Source organism: Ruegeria sp. BG5, from assembly GCF_056538425.1.
The window spans coordinates 415,738-435,703 of sequence record NZ_JBQFTC010000001.1; the positions used below are offsets into that span (position 1 = coordinate 415,738).

The 19,966-nt window shown below is 55.3% G+C and carries 16 protein-coding genes; 9 read left to right on the plus strand and 7 right to left on the minus strand.

The window, feature by feature from the left end:
- The first annotated feature begins 62 nt into the window (after positions 1-62).
- The 8 genes from aptA to ACR0KX_RS02005 all read left to right on the plus strand — a co-directional run bounded on the left by aptA (position 63) and on the right by ACR0KX_RS02005 (position 8,527).
- Complete coding sequence (gene aptA, locus ACR0KX_RS01970; RefSeq protein WP_170623162.1) at positions 63-1,358, plus strand: omega-aminotransferase AptA; 1,296 nt, start codon at positions 63-65, stop codon at positions 1,356-1,358.
- Positions 1,359-1,392: 34 nt separating this feature from the next.
- Positions 1,393-2,904 carry a CoA-acylating methylmalonate-semialdehyde dehydrogenase gene (locus ACR0KX_RS01975; RefSeq protein WP_480707791.1) on the plus strand — a complete coding sequence of 504 codons (1,512 nt, stop codon included), beginning with the start codon at positions 1,393-1,395 and terminating at the stop codon, positions 2,902-2,904.
- A gap of 25 nt (positions 2,905-2,929) precedes the next feature.
- Positions 2,930-4,039, plus strand: coding sequence for an alanine dehydrogenase (ald, locus tag ACR0KX_RS01980; RefSeq protein WP_170623042.1), 1,110 nt, complete (start codon positions 2,930-2,932; stop codon positions 4,037-4,039).
- Positions 4,040-4,143: 104 nt separating this feature from the next.
- A complete protein-coding gene (gene dctP, locus ACR0KX_RS01985) occupies positions 4,144-5,133 on the plus strand; it encodes a TRAP transporter substrate-binding protein DctP (protein ID WP_170456159.1) in 990 nt (329 codons plus the stop codon).
- A gap of 72 nt (positions 5,134-5,205) precedes the next feature.
- Complete coding sequence (locus ACR0KX_RS01990) at positions 5,206-5,820, plus strand: TRAP transporter small permease (protein ID WP_480627364.1); 615 nt, start codon at positions 5,206-5,208, stop codon at positions 5,818-5,820.
- A complete protein-coding gene (locus ACR0KX_RS01995; RefSeq protein ID WP_170456020.1) occupies positions 5,817-7,109 on the plus strand; it encodes a TRAP transporter large permease in 1,293 nt (430 codons plus the stop codon). Before ACR0KX_RS01990 ends, ACR0KX_RS01995 begins: the two co-directional genes overlap by 4 nt.
- Before the next feature lie 143 nt (positions 7,110-7,252).
- The gene (locus ACR0KX_RS02000) at positions 7,253-7,663 is read left to right on the plus strand and encodes a universal stress protein (protein ID WP_170456018.1); all 411 of its coding nucleotides are present in this window, start codon (positions 7,253-7,255) and stop codon (positions 7,661-7,663) included.
- A 231-nt stretch (positions 7,664-7,894) separates the two neighbouring features.
- A complete protein-coding gene (locus tag ACR0KX_RS02005) occupies positions 7,895-8,527 on the plus strand; it encodes a tyrosine-type recombinase/integrase (protein WP_170633759.1) in 633 nt (210 codons plus the stop codon).
- A 253-nt stretch (positions 8,528-8,780) separates the two neighbouring features.
- Here the strand turns inward: ACR0KX_RS02005 and ACR0KX_RS02010 are convergent, their stop codons facing one another.
- From ACR0KX_RS02010 to ACR0KX_RS02040, 7 genes are all read right to left on the minus strand, one after another.
- The gene (locus ACR0KX_RS02010) at positions 8,781-9,488 is read right to left on the minus strand and encodes an ABC transporter ATP-binding protein (RefSeq protein WP_170523071.1); all 708 of its coding nucleotides are present in this window, start codon (positions 9,486-9,488) and stop codon (positions 8,781-8,783) included.
- Positions 9,488-10,219 carry an ATP-binding cassette domain-containing protein gene (locus ACR0KX_RS02015; protein ID WP_170623046.1) on the minus strand — a complete coding sequence of 244 codons (732 nt, stop codon included), beginning with the start codon at positions 10,217-10,219 and terminating at the stop codon, positions 9,488-9,490. The genes ACR0KX_RS02010 and ACR0KX_RS02015 overlap by 1 nt, the downstream gene beginning before the upstream one ends.
- Positions 10,216-11,163, minus strand: coding sequence for a branched-chain amino acid ABC transporter permease (locus tag ACR0KX_RS02020; protein WP_170456012.1), 948 nt, complete (start codon positions 11,161-11,163; stop codon positions 10,216-10,218). Before ACR0KX_RS02020 ends, ACR0KX_RS02015 begins: the two co-directional genes overlap by 4 nt.
- Before the next feature lie 2 nt (positions 11,164-11,165).
- Complete coding sequence (locus ACR0KX_RS02025) at positions 11,166-12,017, minus strand: branched-chain amino acid ABC transporter permease (protein ID WP_170523080.1); 852 nt, start codon at positions 12,015-12,017, stop codon at positions 11,166-11,168.
- A 71-nt stretch (positions 12,018-12,088) separates the two neighbouring features.
- On the minus strand, positions 12,089-13,369 hold the full coding sequence (locus ACR0KX_RS02030; protein WP_170623048.1) for an ABC transporter substrate-binding protein: 1,281 nt from the start codon (positions 13,367-13,369) through the stop codon (positions 12,089-12,091).
- A gap of 98 nt (positions 13,370-13,467) precedes the next feature.
- Positions 13,468-13,653 (minus strand): RidA family protein, encoded by a 186-nt coding sequence (locus tag ACR0KX_RS02035; protein WP_170456006.1) that lies wholly within the window; start codon positions 13,651-13,653, stop codon positions 13,468-13,470.
- A 336-nt stretch (positions 13,654-13,989) separates the two neighbouring features.
- On the minus strand, positions 13,990-17,310 hold the full coding sequence (locus ACR0KX_RS02040; RefSeq protein WP_480707792.1) for an ATP-binding protein: 3,321 nt from the start codon (positions 17,308-17,310) through the stop codon (positions 13,990-13,992).
- 583 nt (positions 17,311-17,893) lie between these two features.
- Here ACR0KX_RS02040 and ACR0KX_RS02045 point away from each other — a divergent pair.
- Positions 17,894-19,873 (plus strand): bifunctional 2',3'-cyclic-nucleotide 2'-phosphodiesterase/3'-nucleotidase, encoded by a 1,980-nt coding sequence (locus ACR0KX_RS02045; protein ID WP_170623052.1) that lies wholly within the window; start codon positions 17,894-17,896, stop codon positions 19,871-19,873.
- The last annotated feature ends 93 nt before the right edge of the window (positions 19,874-19,966 follow it).

Below are 19,966 nucleotides of genomic sequence, written 5' to 3' on the forward strand. Positions count from 1 at the left end.
GATTTGTCATCAAATGAAAATCTGTTTCACGAGGAAAGAACGTGCTCGATCAACCCAACTCAATGTCATCGTTTTGGATGCCGTTTTCGGCCAATCGTGATTTCCTTCGCGAGCCCCGAATGATCCAAGCGGCTGATGGGATGTACTACACTACCTCCGATGGTCGCAGGGTCATGGACGGCACCGCCGGACTGTGGTGCGTCAATGCCGGTCACCGTGATCCGCTTATCGTTGAAGCGGTACAGAAACAGGTGCACGAGCTGGATTACGCACCAAACTTCCAGTTCTCACACCCGCAGGCATTTGAGTTGTCGGCAAAGCTGACCGCGATGATGCCTGAGGGGATGAACCATGCTTTCTTCACCAACTCTGGCTCCGAGTCTGTTGATACGGCGCTAAAGATTGCGCTGCACTACCATCGAATGCGCGGCGATGGGGCGCGTACGCGTTTGATCGGGCGCGAGCGTGGCTACCACGGCACAGGGTTTGGTGGCATCTCGGTTGGCGGTATCGTCAAGAACCGCATGCATTTCGGCACGCTTCTGACCGGCGTTGATCACCTGCGTCACACGCATGATCTGGACAAAAACGCTTTCTCCCGCGGTTGCCCACAACACGGGGCAGAGCTGGCAGACGATCTGGAGCGTTTGGTTGCTTTGCATGACGCCTCGACCATTGCGGCTGTGATCGTCGAACCAATGGCCGGTTCGACCGGTGTTCTCCTGCCGCCGAAAGGATACCTAAAGCGGCTGCGTGAGATCTGCGACCGCCATGGCATTCTGCTGATTTTCGACGAGGTCATCACCGCTTTTGGCCGCTTGGGGGCAGCGACAGCATCAGAGTATTATGATGTAAAGCCGGACATCATCACGACCGCCAAAGGCCTCACCAATGGTGTCATTCCGATGGGAGCGGTCATCGTATCCGACAAGATATATGACTCGGCTATGGAAAACGCCGATGCGCCGATTGAGCTGTTCCACGGTTATACCTATTCCGCCAACCCTGTGTCCTGCGCCGCGGCGCTGGCAACGCTGGAGAGTTACAAGCAGAATGATCTATTCCGGCGCGCTGCATTGCTGTCGCAGCACTGGGAGGATCAGCTTCACAGCCTCAAGGGTCTGCCCAACGTCATCGATATCCGCAATCTGGGATTGGTGGGCGCGGTCGAGCTTGCACCACGAGAGGGCGCACCTGGGGCACGGGGTTATGATGCAATGAAACGGGGCTGGGACGCCGGAATAATGATCCGTGTCACAGGTGACATCATCGCCCTGTCTCCGCCGCTGATCATTTCAGAACCCGAAATAACGAAACTTTGTCAAATACTTGGAGAGGTATTGGCGGATCTGCCATAACCCCTGACTTCTAACACCAAAAAGGACTGACATCATGAAAGATGCATCCCCGATCGCTTTGATCGGCCACTACATTAATGGCCAAATCACTGTTCCTTCCGGCGAAAATACGCAGCCGGTTTTCAATCCCGCAACCGGTGCGCAAACCGGCGAGGTGTCGCTGGCGAACGTCCAGACTGTCGACGACGCAGTGGCCGCTGCCAAAGCCGCGTTCCCGAAGTGGTCAAACACACCGCCAATCCGCCGCGCCCGTCTTATGAACAACTTTCTGGCGCTGGTGCGCGAGCACAAAGACGATCTGGCACGCGCCATCACGGTTGAGCATGGCAAAGTGTTCACCGACGCTCAAGGCGAAGTTGAGCGCGGCATTGATATCATCGAGTTTGCCTGCGGCATTCCGCAACTCCTCAAGGGCGATTACACGGAGCAGGTCTCCACTGGCATGGACAACTGGACAACGCGTCAGGCGTTGGGCGTTGTGGCCGGAATTACTCCCTTCAACTTCCCGGTCATGGTGCCGATGTGGATGTTCCCGATTGCCATCGCCGCAGGCAATACCTTTATTCTGAAGCCGTCACCGACCGATCCGTCCGCTGCGCTGCTATACGCGGATCTGATGCAAAAAGCCGGTTTCCCTGATGGCGTATTCAACGTCGTACAAGGTGACAAGGTCGCCGTGGATGCGTTGCTGGAGAACGACGACGTCAAGGCCGTGTCCTTCGTCGGTTCGACCCCGATTGCGAACTACATCTACGAGGTTGGTGCGCGGCACGGCAAACGGGTTCAGGCCCTGGGTGGCGCAAAGAACCACATGCTGGTGATGCCCGATGCGGACATGAACAAGGCCGCCGACGCCCTGATCGGCGCGGCCTTTGGGTCGGCGGGCGAACGCTGCATGGCGATCTCGGTTGCTCTGCTGGTTGGCGATGCTGCCGACAAGCTTATCCCGGTTCTGAAAGAGCGCGCCGAAACCCTGAAGGTCAAGAATGGCCTTGAGCTGGATGCCGAGATGGGCCCGATCGTTACGGCCGCTGCGCGTGACCGGATCAAGGGTTATATCGACTCTGGCGTTGCAGAAGGTGCTGACCTGCTGGTCGATGGCCGTGACTACAGCGTCGAAGGGCATGAGGAAGGCTTCTTCCTGGGCGGCACTCTGTTCGACAATGTCACGACAGATATGAAGATCTACAAGGAAGAGATCTTTGGCCCGGTCCTGTCCTGTGTCCGCGTCTCGAACTTTGCCGAAGGCCTGCAACTGATCAACGACCACGAGTTCGGCAATGGTGTGTCGCTGTTCACCCGTGACGGCAACGTCGCGCGTGAATTCGGCAAGCAGGTTCAGGTCGGCATGGTCGGCGTCAATGTTCCGATCCCGGTTCCGATGGCCTGGCACGGTTTTGGCGGCTGGAAGAGGAGCCTGTTCGGCGACATGCACGCCTATGGCGAGGAGGGTGTGCGTTTCTACACCAAACAGAAATCCATCATGCAGCGCTGGCCCGAGAGCATTTCAGAAGGCGCCGAATTCGTCATGCCAACGGCGAAATGACCATCCGATCCAAGGAGTGAAGAACATGTTCATTGGTGTTCCCAAGGAAATCAAGAACCATGAATACCGCGTCGGCCTGACCCCTGAAAGCGTCGCGGAACTGGTTTCTCATGGTCACAACGTCATCGTGGAGACCAATGCCGGCACTGGCATTGGGGCTGGTGATGATGCCTATCGTGCCGCTGGCGCGGAGATTGCCGAAACCGCAGCGGATATTTTTGCCAATGCGGAGATGATTGTGAAGGTGAAGGAACCTCAGGCCGTTGAACGCGCTATGCTGCGGGAAGGTCAGATCCTTTACACCTATCTGCATCTCGCCCCCGACCCGGAACAAACCAAAGATCTGGTCGACTCGGGCGCTGTCTGCATCGCTTATGAAACCGTCACCGACGACAATGGCGGTCTGCCCCTGCTGAAACCGATGAGCCAGGTTGCCGGTCGCATGTCGATCCAGGCCGGTGCCGGTGCGTTGGAGAAAGCAAAGGGAGGCCTAGGCGTGCTGCTGGGCGGTGTGCCTGGTGTGAAACCAGGCAAGGTCGTGATCATCGGTGGCGGTGTTGTTGGGTTCAATGCGGCTCAGATGGCTGTTGGCTTGCACGCGGATGTGACCGTTCTGGACCGCAATCCGGCAGTTCTGGAGAAGCTGGAAAACCACTTCGAGGCCTCGGCCAAGGTTGTCTATTCAACCAAAGCTGCACTGGAGGAAGAAGTCACCAATGCGGATCTGGTTGTTGGCGCGGTTCTGATCCCGGGCGCTGCTGCGCCCAAGCTGGTTTCACGCGAGCTGATCTCGAAAATGAAACCCGGTGCGGTCGTCGTGGACGTGGCGATCGATCAGGGCGGCTGCTTTGAAACGTCCAAAGCCACCACTCACGCAGAGCCTACCTATGTTGTCGACGATGTTGTTCATTACTGCGTCGCCAACATGCCTGGCGCAGTCGCCCGAACCTCGACCTATGCACTGAACAACGTCACGCTGCCGCACGCTCTGGCTATTGCCAACAATGGCTGGAAGCAGGCGCTTGCAGACAATCGTCACCTGAAGAATGGCCTGAACGTGGCCCACGGGAAGGTGACTTACAAGGCTGTGGCCGATGATCTTGGATACGAGTTCATCGCCCCGGAACTTTGCTGACTTGAAGCAAAGAAATGTCCCGTTGCGCGTATTGCGGCGGGACACACACTACTGAGGAGGAAACCTTAATGATTACGAAGATTAACCGCCGCGCCATCGGCGCGATGGGTGGCGCAGCTTTGCTCGCTGCAACCACAATCTCAACGACCGCTGCAGCGGAAGACATGACACTGCGCTTCGCTGGCGTGTTCCCGATCGATCATCAGGGCACGAAGATGATGGAACAGGTCGCAGCGGATGTGGCAGCAGCGGATGTCGGCTTGAAGGTCGAGGTCTTCCCTGCAAACCAGCTGGGTTCTGGTGAGGCGCTGTTCGAAGATGTTGCACGCGGCAACATCGATCTGGCATCGGCGTTCATCTATGCCGATACAGATCCACGCCTCGAATTCCTGTCAATGCCGTTCCTGCTGGGCGGCTGGGATGACATGGAGAGCACGCTTCTGAACATGGACTCCGAGTTCAACACCATCCTGCAAGAGATCACCGACGAATATGGCGTGCGCGTCATGGCGCAGAATCCGGAAGGGTTCATCGGCATCGTTTCGTCGCAAGAGCCCCAGAACTGGAATACTTTTGACGACAAGGGCATGAACATTCGCGTCTGGTCGTCCAGCGTTGTGAAGTCGATGGTCGAAGAACTGGGTTACCAGGCGACCACCATGGCATGGGGCGACATCTTCCCCGCACTTCAGGCCGGTATTGTTGATGGGGCGATCTGCTGCACCAAGACAGCCACCTACTCGATCTTCGCTCAGTCAGATGTTGGCACCCATTTTGTCGAGTACAACTCGATTTCGGAACTGACAACTTTCTATGCGTCGCAGCGGACACTCGACAAGCTGAACGATGAACAGCGCACCGCTCTGCAAGCCGCTATGACCAAGGCGTCCGAAGACTTCTTTGCCTACAACCGTGAGAACGACGAAGTGTTCGGCCAGAAACTGATCGACAAAGGCTACACCATCTTGCGCCTGAGCGACGAAGAACAAGCTGCGATGGCCGCTCATGTCCAGGAAACGGTCTGGCCCGCAATGGCACAAAACGTCGGTCAGGACATCATCGACCGCCTGCTGGCAGCAAAAGAACAGCAATAATCACTGAGAAGAAGGGCCAGCAGATCAGCTGGCCCTTTTTTGGTCTTTGGCTCAACAAAGGGAGGGAGAAAGATGTCTAGTTCTGAAGCTGAACGTCCATTGGTCGTCGAAAGCGCAGAAAAGAAGAGTTCGCAAAAAATCACTGACGAGTTGCCAGTCATTATTGGGTATCCGCTGAAAGCAGTGGCTTTTGTCATGAGGCAGATCGTTATGTTTGCCGGTTTCCTGATGGCTTTCACATTTGGGGCAGTTGTTGTCATCCGGTATGGATTTGGCGGTGATCTGTTTGCCTACGAAGAATGGCTTTTGGGCATTAGCATCATCGGCTTTTTTGCAGGTGCTGTTCTGGCCTCTGCCCGCAACCTGCACATCAACGCGGACATTCTTGGCATTGTGATCCAAAATCCTCGGTTGATTTGGTGGCGCGGCTTTGTCGTCCTGACAGTCGAGGTGCTGGTGATCCTATTCCTCATGTACGCCTGTTATGTCTCGCTGCTTGATGACTTCTCATTCCCCCGGCTGCGCGCAACCCCGGTGCTGCGCATTCCGTTTGTGACCTGGCGGATTGCAATCATGATTGCCTTTGGCCTCATGGCGACGTTCACGGCGGCATATTTGTACGTGCACATCCGCAAAGGGCTCGGTCTACCCCTGAGATCCGAAATGCAAAAAGGAGAAACCCAATGATCATCGGAGGAAGTCTCCTTATCGTCTGCTTTATGCTGCTGTTAGGCGTCAGCGTTTATGTGGCATTCGGATCGGTTTTGATTTTCATCGCCCTTATTGGAGATCAATCCATCACCGGCTACTTGCCCACCGGCTCTACAGGTATCCGCTCACTGGTGCTTCTGGCGATCCCCCTCTTCATGATTGCCGGTGGCATCATGGAAAAAGGTAAGATCGCCGCCCCTCTTGTTGCACTGGCTGAAATGTTCATTGGTCACATCAAAGGAGGTTTGAGCGCAGCGGGGGTGCTGGCCTGCGGTGTGTTTGGCTCCATTTCCGGCAGTGCAAACGCAACGCTGACCTGTATCGGCGGCATCATGATGCCCCACCTGAAAAAGGCCAACTATCCGGGTGGGCAATCGGCGGCTTTGATCGTAGCGGCCAGCCCTTTAGGTCTGTTGATCCCGCCGAGTTCGTCGCACATCCTTTATGGCTGGGTCGCACAGCAGCATGTACTAAAGTGCTTCTTGTCCACGGTCATTCCGGCGATCATCCTGATCACGCTATTGATAATCGTTAATCAGTTCATGCTGCGGAAGTATGACGACATCAACCTGACGGAACGTCCTAAACCGTTCCTGCCGACATTCGGAGTTCAGGCGCGCCTGGCCGGACCTGCGCTTATGATGCCGTTGATCATCCTTGGCGGTATCTATGGCGGTATCATGACACCGACCGAAGCCGCCGGTATCGCAGTGGTCTACTCGATCCCAATCGCGCTCTACTTCTATCGTGGCCTGACCTGGAAAACTCTGGCCCAGACGATCCAGAATTCCGGTGTTACGATTGGTGTGGTCATGGTCATGATCTTCATGGTTCTGATCGTGTCGGACAACCTGATCTCGCAGGGTGCACCTCAGTTGGCCAAAGATCTGGTCTATTCCGTTTCGGACAATCCGGTCGTCATCCTTCTGATGATCAACGTCGTGATGATCCTGATCGGGATGCTGATGGACGATATCTCCGGTCTGCTTTTGGCAACACCAATCCTACTGCCCATCGCGCAGAGCACCGGCATGGATCCCATCCATTTCGCGGCCGTGATTGGCGTGAACTTAGGTATGGCGAACATCACCCCTCCGACTGCACCTCTGCTCTATCTTGGTGCGCAGGTCTGTGATGAACCGGTTTCGCGCATGTTATGGCCGACTTTGATCTTCATAGTCTTTGCCTGGCTCCCAACGCTGATGTTGACAACTTTTGTACCAGAGTTGGCCCTGTTCCTGCCGGACCTCCTGCTCAGCAGGTAGCGACGGGAAAGCACAAATAAGCCCAAGACGAAACTGCACGCACCCCATTCTTACGGCTGGGGTGCCTGTGCGCCCTCCCGAACGTGAAATAGGAGCGGCGAGTTAGCAGCAGAAAACTGAAGACCTGAATACGGAGGTTTGAAATGTACAAAAATATTCTAGTCGCTCTGTCTCTGGAGCATGGCATCAGTGAACACGCACTTGCGGCGGCACATGCCCTTGTATCCGAAGGTGGAAAAATCACTGCCGCGCATATCCATGAGCCCCCAAACAGACAGATAATGTACTATATGGATGAAGGAATCGCAGAAAAGTCTCTCCAAAAAGCAAAGGCGCGCTTGGCCGAGCGCCTAACAAGTGAGACAGAAGTGTCGTCTATCCTGATCGAGAGCCAATCGGCGGGTCGCGCAATCACCGAATACGCCAACAAACACGGCATCGACTGTATCGTCCTCGCTTCACACAAACCTGGGATGAAAGAGTTCTTTTTGGGTTCCACGGCTGCTCTCGTTGTTCGCCATGCTCAGTGTTCGGTGCATGTACTCCGACTGTGACGCTGGCACCCGCAACATGCTCGTAACTTCGCCCAGTGAAATCTGCGGTGATAAGCACGTCTCACGGTGACCAAGGTCTAATTTTGGTGCACCTAAAAGAGTTTCACTTTGCGGCCTTTGGGAGGTATGATTCGCAGCCAATCTCGGCGGCAACGCGGCATCCTGTGATATCCTCTTTTGTCAACGTCGGGTTGTCGTTGTGGGCGGGAATGGCGGAAAGGAGGATCAGTTATGGATACACCAAACTTACCTGCCATTCGCGCGCTTCGCCCAGCTTGGAACAAGGGACGCATCGTCGGTCAAAAACGCCCGTTAAAACCCAAACACGTCTGGGCAATTCGAGTAAGATTGGAGCTCGCAGAGAACCATCGCGACCTCGCTCTCTTCAATATGGCCATCGACAGCAAGTTGCGCGGTTGTGACTTGGTGAAGATGAAAGTCGTTGACATCATGGCCTCTGGTCAGATCAAGGAGCGGGCTTCGGTGCTGCAAAGTAAAACTCAGAAACCGGTCCGCTTCGAAATTTCTGAAGGTACTCGGACCTCCGTCGAGAAGTGGATGGAAGATGAACTTATGGTTGGGTCTGAATACCTTTGGCCAGGGCGTTTCCATGAGCGTTTGCACATTTCAACGCGCCAGTATGCCCGGATCGTGCGTGATTGGGTCACGTCTATAGGTTTGGAAGCCAGCGCATATGGCACACATTCGATGCGGCGCACAAAGGTTACTCAGATTTACAAAAAGACGGGCAATCTGCGCGCGGTACAACTCTTACTTGGGCATACAAAGATGGACAGTACCGTTCGGTATCTCGGAGTTGAGCTCGAGGATGCACTTGCTATAGCAGAGGCAATTGAAATCTGAATACTGCGGGCCGCTTTCGTTGGCGGCCCCAGCCAGTCATTCATCGACTAGGAAAGATACTGTGATCGCAACCCGCATCCTGGACGCTCGATGCAGCCGCTAAGTTAGATCGTAAACAAATTTAATCTTCTTGGACATAAGGAAAATTCGCTACGCTTTCGCCAACAATTTTTTGTTGGACTGCAGTCTTTCAGTTCGTCAAACAAGCGCCGACGCAAAGAAGAGAAATGGCCAGCACAAAGCCGCGCATGCCTCAGTGGCTGCCGAAATAGGCCTCGAGCAGCCGCTCATCGTTGCGCAGTTCTTCGGCGGTTCCCGAGGTTTGCATCCGGCCCGATTCCAGCACGTAAATCCGGCTGGCCAGAGACAGCGCGAAATTGGCGTTTTGCTCGGTGATCACAACGGTCAGGCCGAATTCCTTGTTCAACTGTCGAACAACTTCGGCGATCTCGTTGCAGATCTTGGGGGCCAGGCCGATCGTCGGTTCGTCGATCAGCAGCAGTTCGGGGCTGGTCATCAGCGCGCGCCCAAAGGACACCATCTGCCGTTCACCCCCCGATTGGGTCGAGGTTTCCTGCCCTTCCCGCTCTTTCAGGCGCGGGAACAGCTTGTGGACCATGTCCATGTTGTCCTCGATGTCCTCGCGGGCGGTATAGGCACCGACCATGAGGTTGTCGCGCACCGACATGTAGGGGAACAGGTTGAACCGTTCCGGCGCATAACCGACGCCGTGGCGCACGATCTCGGCGGGGGTCCGGCCCGTCAGGCTGTGGCCATGCAGCCGGATGTCACCTTCGGTTTCCACCAAACCCATGATGCTGTCCAAAAGGGTGGACTTGCCTGCCCCGTTGGGGCCGACCACGGCGACGATCTCGCCCGGTTCGACGGTGATCGAGATGTCGGTCAGCGCCTGCGCCTTGCCGTAGAACGCCGACAGGTTTTCGATTTCCAGATAAGACATCAGGCGCTCCCCAGATACGAGGCCTGCACGGCCTTGTCATTCATCACCTCGGTAAAGGTGCCCTCGGCGATCATCGTGCCCCGCTCGATGGCGACGGCGCGGTCGATCAGTGGCTCCAGCGCGGGCAGATCATGGCTGACGATCAGGAAGGTCATGCCATCCTTGCGCATCTGCTGGATCAGTTCCGAGATCTGCGCGATCTCACCCACGGTCAGACCGGCGAACACCTCGTCCAGCAGCATCACCTTGGGTGCGGTGGCCATGGTGCGGGCCATTTCCAGCTTGCGCAGGTCACCCATGGCCAGCTCGGACGGGGTCCGTTCCAGATCGGCCTCGGTAAATCCGACGCTCAGGGCAAGTTCCCGTTCCCGCTCGGTATCCGGAGACTTGGTGATCATGCTCCAGATATTGTCGGGCATCAGGCCTACGCGGATGTTTTCGGCCACGTTCATGTCGCCGAAAGGGCGCGGGATCTGATAGGTCCGGCTGACCCCGGCCTGAATCCGCTGTGATGTCGGCAGGGACGAGATCTCATTCCCGAACAGTTCGATCGTGCCGCTGTTCTGGCGATGCTCGCCCATGATCTGGCTGAACACGGTGGTCTTGCCCGCCCCGTTCGGACCGATCAGGCCCAGGGATTCACCCTCTTTGAGGGAGAAGGACAGACCATTGGTGGCGACCAGCCCGCCGAAGCGTTTGAACAGGTTTGTGACTTCCAGCGCTGCGGTCATGCCACACCTCCTTTCCGCAGCCGGGCAAAGCCGCGCTGTATCAGTTCGATCAGGCCTTTGGGCTGATACATGTAAAGGACCAGCGCGATCGCCCCGTAGACGAAGTACCGTTCCGCCCCCGGCAACACCGGACGCAGGTATTCCAGCAGGAAGGTCATGAAGAACGCTCCGATCATCGGACCGATGATGGTCGAGGTTCCGCCCAGCAGCGCCGCCACGATGATGGTGAACAAAAAGCTGATATCGAACAGAGCACGTGGTGCCAGCGAGCCCAGATAGTGGACATAGAACGCCCCGCCCAGCCCTGCGACCATCGCGCTGGTCAGAAAGGCAAACGCCTTGAGCCGCGTGGTGTTGAGGCCCGAGCCCCGCACGCTTTCCTCGTTCATGCCGATGGCGGCCAGTGCGGTGCCCAGACGGGTTTTCATCAGCAGCCACATGCTGATCGCAACGCTCAGCATCAGCGCGGTCGACAGGTAATAGCCGTTTGCCGCACCACGGGTCAGGGTCTGGATGCCCGACATGCCGCGGGTGCCGCCGGTCAGATCCGGACGGATCACCTGCACCAGTTGGTACAGCAGCTCCATGAAGGCCAGCGTGACCAGCGCAAAGTAACTGCCACGGATGCGCAGCGCAGGCAGCAGCACCAGCAGACCCGCAGCCATGGTGACCAGAACTGCAGCCGGGATGGAGATTTCGACCGGCACGTCAAACCGCTTGGTCAGGATCGCCGTGGTATAGGCCCCGATCCCGATCAGGAACGGGTGGCCAAAGCTGATATACCCGGTACGACCGGACAATACGTCCCAGCTGATGGCGAAGATCGCCAAGTAGTTGGCAAAGATCATCGTCCGCAGTGTGCCGTTCGAGACGACCTGCGGCAGCAACAGCATTCCAGCGATCAGACCGCCCCAGAGGGCAAAGTGAAACCAGCGCAGCTCCATCGTCAAAGTTCCTCGCGGCCAAAGAGGCCCTGTGGACGCGTCACCAGCACGCCAATGATCAGCAGCATGGTGAACACGCCGCGCAGTTCCGGGGCGAGTGTCGCCACCACGATAACCTCGAGAAAGCCGACGATATGGGCCACCACCAGCGTGCCGATGATCGATCCGATCCCGCCGACGATGACAACCGCGACCGAGATGATCAGCGGGGCCACCCACATCGAGGGCGACAGCTGCGTGTAGCTGGCGAAGAACACCCCGCCAAGCGCACCCAGCGCGCCGGAAATGCCCCAGGTGATCAGGTTGATCCGGTCCGGGTCGATGCCCGAGATTGCCGCGCCCTTGGCGTCCATCGACACCGCCTGCATCGCCCGCCCGGTATGGGTCAGCCGCACAAAGGCATAGAGGCCCAGCAAAATGGCCCAGCTGATCAGCGTAGCGATCAGAATGTTATACGTCACCGAGGCCCCAGCCACATTAATCACGCCGGGTACGATCGGCAGCAGGATCTTGCTGCTGTCGCCAAAGGCCAGCACCACGCCCGCCTGAATGACGACGGCCAGTATCAGCGTTGAAATCTCAACGGCGACATGATCGCCTTTCAGTGTCTTGACGATCAGGCGGTATTTCAGCACCCCCATCACCACACCCAGCGCGGCGGCAACGACAACACCCATCAGTTTGGGCATTCCCAGGGTCTGCGACACCCAGAAATAGATATACCCACCGACCATCAGATATGCGCCATAGGCAAGGTTCAGGACGCGGCCGATGCTGAAGATCAGCGTGAAACCCATGGCGATAAGCGCATAGAGACCGCTGAGCAAAAGCCCCTGTATCAGTATCTGCAACATTTAGTTTGGATCCTTAGCTTCGGGCGCGCATCAAGGCGCGCGCCCGCTTTATGCTATTCTACGCGGTGGGATTACTTCTCGACCCAGCTGGGCAGAGTGAACTCGCCCGTCGCGTATTTCTCGGGGTAGACCACAGCCGCCGTGCCGTCTTCGTACCATTGGACCACAACCATCGAAGGCTGGGCATCGTCGAAAGGTTCAGACAAGTCAAAACGCGCGTTGTGCGGATAGGTCCGGTTGGTGACGGGCTCAACCTCGTCATCGCCCCAGAAGGCGTAACGCAGCCACAACTGACCATCCAGATCCAGCACCAGATCCTGCTTCTTCATCGCCTCGGCCCAGGCCTCGACCTTGTCAAACCCACCGGCCTCTTCGGCTGCCGCCATCGCCTGTTTCAACCCGTGATAAGCGTTGAACCCATTAAAATGGGGCAGCAGCGGGCGGCTGTCATACTTGGCCTGATAGGTGTCGACAAATTCCTGGCTGGCCGGGTCCAGCTTGAAACCCACCGAAGGCACCGGCGACAGGGTTGAGATGCCACCGCCAGCCCCTCCTGTATCCTCCCAATACTCCATCCCCAGGGCAGAGACGTTTACGCCCGTCATCGCCATCGGCACCTGAAGCTTTACATATTGCGAGGATACCACCTGCGAGTTTACCGACGAGACCTGATAGATGAAATCTGCGCCCGTATCCTGCGCCCGGCTGAAGATCGGCGCGAAATCGACGGTGGCGACGTCATAGGTGATGATGTCCTTGACTTCGATCCCGGCCACGGGGGCCAGCGCCTCGGTCACAAGACCGGTGATGGCCTCGCCAAAGGCTGTGTCCTCGGCTAAAATGACCACGGTGTCCCAGCCCATTTGGCCCTTCAACACATCCGCGCCAAAGTTAATGTACAGCGTTGCCAGCGCCTCGTCCGAGGCGATGTTCATGAAATAGGGAGCCATACCCTCGGGGTCTTCGGCCACCATGTCGATGATGCCGATATAAGATGTCCAGGTGTCCAGCGTCGGGATGCGGTATTCCTGCATCCGTGGCAGCCAGCCCAGCGACACATCGTCGATCGAGCCCGAGATGATAAAATCAACCTCTTCGGTTTCCGCCAGATACTCGTAAGCGCGCACGCCTTCGGTAGGGTCCTGCCCGGTATCAGCTGAAACAAGCGTGATCTGCTGGCCCAGAACACCGCCATTGGCGTTCAGTTCCTCAATGGCAACTTCGGCACCGCGCAGCGTGGACAAACCGGTGTCCGAAGACAGTGACCCGATAAATCCAACTTTGATCTCTGCAGCGGCCGTCGAGGCCATTAGCGCGATGCATGTTCCGCTTAGTAGTGCTGTTTTGATCATCACATTAGCTCCCTGTGTTTGTTATTTTACCATTCTTGTATTCTGTATACAGTACACAAGCCGAAGGTGCGATCAAATCCTTTCTTGGGGACTCATGTTCAGAATCCGCTGATTTCTCCGTTTTTGTTGCGAATCACTGCGTCAACGTCGATCTTCACCAACAGACCGGGTTGCGTCAGGTCGACCTGAACAGCAGTCAGTACCCGGTCGATATCTTTGAACACCTCACCATGCACACGGGCGAATTCGCCTGCCTGTAACAGGTCAGTCAGATATAACTGCAACCTGCCACATTGCGCAGATCGGCCCCCATCTCCTTTGGCGCTTTTTCGGTGCGGGAAAGGAATTAGCTCGTTTGCGCGCCTACATCGCCGGGCGCATGAATGCGTCCCGTGAGTTCGATTGCCGTCGTACCCACGACCCAGACAAACGGCGCGATACGACTTTGAGCGCGACTATTATTGCTACAGTTGCACCCCGCAATGCTGTCATTCGCTGCGTCAGCGAAATCTCCAAGCGTATTGCCTCACAGTTGGCGCAATGAAGTGAAAAATTTCCGCATTCCGTAAAAAGAGTTTCGCAATCAGTAGAACCGCGTGATGCCTTGAAAAGCATGAAATTTAGCTTACGGGTCTTTGATTAAGGAGCTTAATTGCATCAATCACATCGATCGTAGACTCACCTCCTGCAATACCATCCAGAGCAGTACGAAGATCAGATATCGCCTTGTGCGTATGTCCAAATAGTCTGCATTGTTCTGCGTAATCTACCGACGTTCGGAGTTCAAACATCTTAGCTTTCTGTTCTCTTGCAGTGGCCAAAGCCTCAAGAAATGCTTTTTCTGCGAGCTCATTCTCGCAACGTGCGAGCGCGTAGACTCGATCGGTCTCGGATCGGGCCCAGCCTTCATTTGTGTGGTGCTGTTGATCACGGGCCTGAGCCAACAATTTCAGGGCACCGTCCCGATTACCTATGTTCAAGGTGAGTTCCGCCACTAGGGTCAGAAAGAACGGTTTATAGTTTCCCGCACCACTCTCCCACCAAGTTATAGACGCTGCGTGTAACGCATCGATCGTTTCTTGTTTCGGCGAAACATAGGCATTCACCCAGCTTCGCCACAAGGTCGCGGTCAAAGACATGAATGTAAACGAGTGCTTGGCTGAAAGTTCCTCAAGCTGTTCCGCGATCTCCAGCACTTTTGCGGGTTCACGGCGCAGAAGGTGAAGCATACACAGATAGGTCATTGACTGCGCGATGCTATGAGCATGCTCCAGCTCTTTTGCGCCCGCCACCGCGAGCTGTTGAACCTCAAGGGCTTTGTCCGGGTCCCCACGCATCCAAATGGCCAAGCTTAGAAAGCACGAAGTAATCGCCGCATGGTCGGATCCATAGATGTACGCCAGATGCGCATCACGTTCCCGGCTGTAGAGGTCCAGTGCTTTGCTTAAATGCTCGTATGCCGATACCAGGTCGCCAATGTGGAACAGTACAGCACCCATTGCGCGATGCGCCACCATCTGATGCTGCGTCTCACGAGTCGACACCGCTAGGTCCAGCAATTGCGCTGCGACTTTCCTAGCCAAATCATACTCGGCACGCACCAAATGGAAGGAATACAAACCATTCAGAATTGGGAACAGATGCTCAGTATCGTCGATGCGTTCACACAAGTCGCGTATTCTTGCATAAACAGAACCGGTTTCGTCGGCAGCTATTCCTGCGGTTGATCGTAAGACACCAGCCTTGAGAACCTGAATCTCAATTTCCTTGCGGTCCCGTTCAATACTTTGATCCATTTCGCCAAGCTGTTCAATCGCCAACGACAGTTGCGTGCTTGCCTCAATGTTAGCTGATCGCTGGACTGCTCGTTGGCCCGCAAGGAAACGATAGTCTACGGCCTCCTTACACATTCCTGCCATGGTATAATGATGAGCCAGAATTTCAGGGCTTGCGTCACCAGTGTGAGCCAACGTGTCATTCAATTGTTGCGCGACGCGAGAGTGCAGAACCCGACGTTCCCGCTTTAAAAGGCTGTTATAGGCGGTGTCACGAATAAGGGCGTGACGGTAGCTGAAGGTTTCAAAATCCTCTGCACGAGAAACTGAAACTATGCCAGCTTCGACCAGAAGCTCCAATCCTGCGCGTAACGCTTTATCGCTGATTCTGGCCACTTTTGAAATCAACTGGTAAGTAAACTGAGGGCCAATTACAGCTCCAATCTGGGCAACCTCTTTGGCAGAGCTCAGGCGGTCAAGGCGTGCCATCAGTGCATCATGTAACGTACTGGGCACCGAGTTCGCAGGCGATGCCCCACCCATCGTGTAAGTGTCCCTTCCCCTGGTCAGGATGCCCGATTCAAGGAGATCTTTTGTCACCTCCTCGACGTATAGCGGCACACCGTCGGATCTTGCCGCGACCACGTCATACATCCCGTCAGCGACCAATTCGTCTTTGGCGACTTCGTCAACAATGCTCTTGACCTGTCGAAAGCTTAATTGCTTCAAATCAAGCTTTGTAAGGTTCGATTGCAGTGTCCAACCTGGATCGAATTCAGGCCGGAACGTCATAACCACCAGAACTGGAAGGTCGCGAATTCGCTCCACCAACCGATCCAGCAACAATTTGGTTGTTGGATCAATCCAGTGAGCATCTTCAAACAGGAAGAGAACCGGATGATCTTCAGCCTTTGACGAAAGATTGTTCAGCAACAATTCCAGAGACCGATCCATGATCTGCCGCGGTGTCAGATCCAACGACCCCAAATGATCTTCGAACGGTATGGACAAAAGGGATGCTGCCAACTTCAAAGCTTGGTCGGTTTGATCGCTCAACACGCCGCGGATTTTTTCAAGCTTGACGTGATTTGACTCGTCAGCGCGAAGATCAGCGGCACTCTCAAGTTGGCGAATGACAGGGTACAGTGCAGTCGCAAAGTGATATGGAGAACATTGATATCGCATTTGCGTGTGGGGCAAATCGGAGATGTTCTGCCGAAATTCCTCCACCAGACGCGACTTGCCAATTCCCGGCTCGCCTGACACCAACACAACCTGCCCATTACGATCACTGGCCAAGGCCCAATTATCGTTCAACGCCTTCAATTCTGCGGCGCGACCTACCAAAGGCTTGAGCAAAACACTGTCGATCGCCATAAACCGGCTGACTGTTTCCCGCTCTCTGGTTACTTGCCAGGCTTCGACCTCCTTAGCAAAACCCTTAAGCTTGAACGCGCCACGCAAAACATATTCAAAAGCATCACCAGCCAACTGATGAGTGGTTGGGGCGATGATCATCGTCCCCGGATCTGCCATCGCTTGAAGACGCGCGGCCAAGTTGGGTGTCTCACCCATCGCCGTTCCGTCCTCAAACATCTTTTCGCCTCGCAGATCGCCGACCACGACCAATCCGGTTGCGATCCCAATGCGGACGTTGAGTTTCGCGTGGGTGCGAACATCCGGCATCTCATCAATGATACGCAGACCCGCACGTATGGCGCGTTCGGGATCATCTTCATGGGCGTGGGGAAATCCAAAAAAAACCATGATTCCGTCGCCATAGTAGCTGGCAATATGGCCATCAAACGCTGCAACAGCAGCCGCACAGGTTTCCTTAAAAAGTCGAAGAACATCGGCCAGATCCTCCGGATCGACGCTTTGTGCTATTTCCGTTGATCCGACAAGATCGATAAACATTACCGTAAGCTGTCGCCGCTCTGCCACGATTTCGGGGCTACTGGTTTTGCTGGGCGGTCGCCGCTCCACTTCTATGCTGGCGCGAATAGCTTTCAGAAACCGCCTCCTCGGCCCGAGGGGAAGTCCGATTGTTACTAGGTCTTCGTCAGTTAATTCGGACAGGTCGCCAAGTTCGATTTCATGTTCAGTAAAAGCGACAGCATACTTGGACAAACCATGTTTCTTTAGCCAAGACGCTATATCGGACATCAATAAGTTTTGCTTACGTTAGTAACAGGATCTCTACATGTACTCTGCCAGCAAGCATCTCCTTGTTAACTTAAACCGCCAATTAACCGATGGCTTATTTGTTAAACAATAAGAACAAGTACCTATTCAATGAAGACGACCGTTTAATACCAAGTCAAGGACTTCATTAGCTCTATTGACGTTTTACTGGAAGCCACGTCGGATCCAAGCAGGCGGTTTCGCCGAGGCTGCAAGCTGTGTTGCCTGGAGAACTAACGGACTGCGGACAGGAGAAACCATCTGTTGCAGCTCTGCGAAACAAGGTTGCATGAATGAGAAAATATATGTCAAAGCATACCTTTTTCAGCATTTTGTTTGCTTCCTTCAGGTTCGAAGGTTCAAAATCTCGCCGCGTTTGATTGATAAGCAACTATTGGCTTAGGTTCACCATCTGCGATCCCTTAGCAAACCCCCAATTTTAACGTATGGTGTTAAGTACAGCCGCCTGTGAATAACGCGACACATGCTCTCGTAACCGATTTCATACGAATGGCTCGGATAGTCCGCGAAAGTCGCGTTGACCAACCCACTTGAGAGGTGCCCAATGTCGTTCTCTAACCGCCCACCAATTTCGCGTCGTCAGTTTCTGTACACAACTGCTGCAAGTGCCGCAGCCGTTACGCTTCACCCCTTCTCGGCTGCTGCGGCGAACAACCAGGCACATTTGCGGATCATGGAAACAACCGACATCCATGTTCATGTATTCCCCTATGATTATTATGCCGACAAGCCCCGTGACACGGTGGGCCTGTCCCGTACGGCTTCGATCATAAATGAAATCCGCTCTGAGGCGACGAACTCGCTTCTGGTGGACAACGGAGACTTTCTGCAAGGAAACCCAATGGGCGATTACATCGCCTATGAACGCGGTATGAAAGAAGGGGGCAGCCATCCAATCATCACCGCATTCAATACGATTGGCTATGATGCGGCCACACTGGGCAACCACGAGTTTAACTACGGATTAAACTTTCTTGAGACCTCATTGGCAGGTGCGGATTTCCCAGCGGTTCTGGCTAATGTAGCAAAGGAGAAAGGCGCAAGCCCGCGCGAGGACAAGACGCTTGTCCAACCATACGCCATTCTCGACCGCGAGATCGAAATGGGTGACGGCACAAAACATCCGATCAAGATCGGTGTGATAGGCTTTACGCCTCCGCAGATCATGAACTGGGATCGCAAGCATCTCGAAGGCAATGTCCAAGCGCGGGATATCGTTGAGACGGCAAAGGCTTTTGTCCCTGAGATGCAGGAGCGGGGCTGCGACCTGATCATCGCCTTGTCGCATTCCGGGATTGGGGACGCCAACCATGAAGATGGTATGGAAAACGCGTCGGTCGTGCTGGCTGGCGTCGAAGGGATCGACGCGCTGGTCACAGGTCACAACCATTTAGTTTTTCCGTCGCCTACCTTTGCAGACCGCCCCGGAATTGACGTCGATAAAGGTACTCTGATGGGCAAGCCCGCCGTCATGGGCGGGTTCTGGGGGTCGCATCTTGGTCTGCTTGATCTGCTGCTGCAACGGGATGGAAATGAATGGCGGGTGGTGACAACCACATCCGAGGCGCGGCCTATCTCGCGGCGGAACGAAGACCGGTCAATCACCGCCTTGGTCGAAGATGATGAGCGCGTCCTGGACTCGGTTGCGACGGATCACGACGAAACGCTGGCCTATGTTCGTCGCGCAGTTGGCAAGACCTCGGCACCGCTGCACAGTTATTTCGCGCTGGTCGCAGATGATCCCTCAGTCCAGATCGTCTCGATTGCGCAGAAGTGGTATGTCGAAGAGATGCTGAAAGGCACCGAACATGAAGGCCTGCCGATCCTGTCTGCGGCAGCGCCTTTCAAGGCTGGTGGCCGCGGTGGTCCGGAATACTACACCGATGTACCCGTTGGTGATGTTGCCATCAAAAACGTCGCGGATCTCTATCTCTATCCGAACACGGTGCGCGCAGTCCGCGTGAATGGAGCGCAAGTTAGGGGTTGGTTGGAACGGTCGGCCGGAATGTTCAATCAGGTTGAGACGGGTTCAAAGGATGCGATCCTGCTGAACCCGGAATTCCCGTCCTACAATTTCGACGTCATAGATGGCGTGACCTATGAAATTGACCTGTCCCAGCCATCGCGCTTCGGACCCAAGGGAGAAGAGATTAACCCCGATGCAGCGCGCATTGTGAACCTTTCTTACGACGGCGAACCAGTTACCGATGATATGGAGTTCATTATCGCCACCAACAACTATCGCGCATCAGGGGGTGGTTCATTCCCCGGAGCTTTAGGTGACACAATCGTATTTGAGGCCCCGGATACCAACCGCGACGTCATCGTTCGCTACATTGTCGAACAGGGTACGATTGATCCAAAGGCAGATGCCAACTGGTCTTTTGCTCCGCTTGCGGACACGACTGTTTTGTTCGAGACAGGCCCGAAAGCACGGGATTACATAGGCGACGTCAAGGGTGTCACAATTGAGGACGCCGGAGAAGGTGCCGACGGCTTCGCAGCCTTCCGGATCAAGCTCTGACTCAATTTGGGCTCAAAAATAACCCGCCATCAAAAAAGGTGGCGGGGTTGTTTCAGTTGCCTCGCGGCCCTCTGTAGCGACGCGAATTTCATC

Coding starts and splice junctions, on each gene's coding strand:
- aptA (WP_170623162.1), top strand. CDS start 63: ATGTCATCGTTTTGGATGCCGTTTTCGGCCAATCGTGATTTCCTTCGC.
- ACR0KX_RS01975 (WP_480707791.1), top strand. CDS start 1,393: ATGAAAGATGCATCCCCGATCGCTTTGATCGGCCACTACATTAATGGC.
- ald (WP_170623042.1), top strand. CDS start 2,930: ATGTTCATTGGTGTTCCCAAGGAAATCAAGAACCATGAATACCGCGTC.
- dctP (WP_170456159.1), top strand. CDS start 4,144: ATGGGTGGCGCAGCTTTGCTCGCTGCAACCACAATCTCAACGACCGCT.
- ACR0KX_RS01990 (WP_480627364.1), top strand. CDS start 5,206: ATGTCTAGTTCTGAAGCTGAACGTCCATTGGTCGTCGAAAGCGCAGAA.
- ACR0KX_RS01995 (WP_170456020.1), top strand. CDS start 5,817: ATGATCATCGGAGGAAGTCTCCTTATCGTCTGCTTTATGCTGCTGTTA.
- ACR0KX_RS02000 (WP_170456018.1), top strand. CDS start 7,253: ATGTACAAAAATATTCTAGTCGCTCTGTCTCTGGAGCATGGCATCAGT.
- ACR0KX_RS02005 (WP_170633759.1), top strand. CDS start 7,895: ATGGATACACCAAACTTACCTGCCATTCGCGCGCTTCGCCCAGCTTGG.
- ACR0KX_RS02010 (WP_170523071.1), bottom strand. CDS start 9,488: ATGTCTTATCTGGAAATCGAAAACCTGTCGGCGTTCTACGGCAAGGCG.
- ACR0KX_RS02015 (WP_170623046.1), bottom strand. CDS start 10,219: ATGACCGCAGCGCTGGAAGTCACAAACCTGTTCAAACGCTTCGGCGGG.
- ACR0KX_RS02020 (WP_170456012.1), bottom strand. CDS start 11,163: ATGGAGCTGCGCTGGTTTCACTTTGCCCTCTGGGGCGGTCTGATCGCT.
- ACR0KX_RS02025 (WP_170523080.1), bottom strand. CDS start 12,017: ATGTTGCAGATACTGATACAGGGGCTTTTGCTCAGCGGTCTCTATGCG.
- ACR0KX_RS02030 (WP_170623048.1), bottom strand. CDS start 13,369: ATGATCAAAACAGCACTACTAAGCGGAACATGCATCGCGCTAATGGCC.
- ACR0KX_RS02040 (WP_480707792.1), bottom strand. CDS start 17,310: ATGTCCGATATAGCGTCTTGGCTAAAGAAACATGGTTTGTCCAAGTAT.
- ACR0KX_RS02045 (WP_170623052.1), top strand. CDS start 17,894: ATGTCGTTCTCTAACCGCCCACCAATTTCGCGTCGTCAGTTTCTGTAC.